Origin of the sequence: Ciceribacter sp. L1K23, from assembly GCF_018122705.1 — a bacterium.
Taxonomy (GTDB): domain Bacteria; phylum Pseudomonadota; class Alphaproteobacteria; order Rhizobiales; family Rhizobiaceae; genus Allorhizobium.
This window is the reverse complement of record NZ_JAGRRC010000003.1, coordinates 1-1,506: the sequence shown is the minus strand read 5'-3', so window position 1 is coordinate 1,506 and position 1,506 is coordinate 1. Positions and strand designations below refer to the sequence as shown.

At 61.4% G+C, this 1,506-nt stretch carries 1 protein-coding gene; it reads right to left on the bottom strand.

Features of this window, described 5'->3' with window-relative positions:
- Positions 1-81 precede the first annotated feature (81 nt).
- Complete coding sequence (locus J5J10_RS22210) at positions 82-1,452, bottom strand: IS1182 family transposase (RefSeq protein ID WP_211931827.1); 1,371 nt, start codon at positions 1,450-1,452, stop codon at positions 82-84.
- Between the last annotated feature and the right edge of the window lie 54 nt (positions 1,453-1,506).

Sequence of the window (1,506 nt, the reverse complement as noted above, 5' to 3'; positions counted from 1 at the left end):
GGCGGGTTTTCTTGTTTTGAGGTGCGCGGTCAGGTGGTGTTTTGGTCTTAGATTTTCGTGATCTTAATCGGACCTGTGCCCTTATACCCAGGCTCGGTCCGGGGCCTTGCTCACTGCCATGGCGATCTTCTTGATGTTTTGGGCGCTCGCGGCCAGCAGGCATTGCCATTGGACTTTGATGAGGCCGCGGAAGCGGGCATAGCGATGCCCGTGGAGCTGTTTGGCATCGGCAAAGGAGCGCTCGACCGTCTCCTTTCGCCGCTTGTAGATCGCCTTGCCTCTGGCCGTCTTGCGATGGGCATCGGTGCGCTCGCGGGCGTCGGCCCAGACATGGCGGGTGATGGTCCGCTCCGCCTTGGCGTTTGCGGTGCAGGAGGCAAGAAGCGGGCAGTCGCGGCAAAGGGACGGGTCCGAGCGGTAGTGCTTGTAGCCGTTCCGGTCGGTGGTGGCATAGGTGAGCAGCTGCCCCTGCGGGCAACGATAGCCGTCGGTCTCGGGCTCAAAGACGAATTGCGACTTGCGCATCATCCCGTCCTTCGGCGGGGTCGGGTTGCGATAGCCGGTCACCCCGAGGATTTGTCTCTCCTCCAGCCCCTTGGCGATGCCCGAAGTGGCGTAGCCCGCATCCAGGCCGACTGCACCGACATGGAAGTCGAAGCGCTGGCGCTGCCGGTCGAGCCGTTCCAGATAGACGATACTGTCATGCACATTGGCCGGCGTCACATGCGTGTCCGTGATGATCGCATGGCGGCCATCGACCGTGCGATGATCGAGATAAAAGAAGCCCTTGGGCTTGCCGTCGCGCACCATGTAGCCGCTATCCGGATCGGTGCGGCTGACCTTGGTTTCCTTGACCTCCGGTTCGCGCTCCTTGTCCTTCAACGGCTTCTGGCCGTGCGCCGCCCGCTCGGCCTCGATCGCCCGGTCAAGATCGGCCCAGTAGTCGGCGCGTGACTTCGCAAGCATCTCAAGATCGTACTTGCCCTTGTTGGCATTGGCCTTCAGATGGGTCGAGTCCGTATAGAGCACCGTGCCATCGACCAGGCCGTGGCGGATCGCCTGTTCCACGATCGCATCGAAGATGTCCTGCGCCACATCAGTGTCGTTGAAGCGGCGGCGGCGGTTCTGAGAAAGCGTCGAGGCATCGAAGACCGGATCGGTCAGCTTCATCCGCAAGAACCACCGATAGGCGACGTTCACCTCGATCTCGCGCACCAACTGACGCTCGGAGCGCACACCGAACAGGTAGCCCAGGAACAGCGCCTTGAACATCAAGGTCGGGTCGAGGGGCGGGCGGCCGTTGTCGGCGCAGTAAAGACCGGCAACCCGATCATGGATGAAGGAAAAGTCGATCACCGCATCGATCTTGCGAAGCAGGTGATCCTTCGGCACGAGGCCGTCGAGCGTCACCATCTCGAGAGCCGTCTGTTCGGGAGCAGGTTTCTTCAACATGTCCCAGTGAATCATAAACCCCCGGATGTAGCCAGGGGTTTGTCAGCAGTCTGA

Excerpts from the sequence above, each read along its gene's own strand:
- J5J10_RS22210 (WP_211931827.1), bottom strand. The coding sequence starts at position 1,452 with ATGTTGAAGAAACCTGCTCCCGAACAGACGGCTCTCGAGATGGTGACG.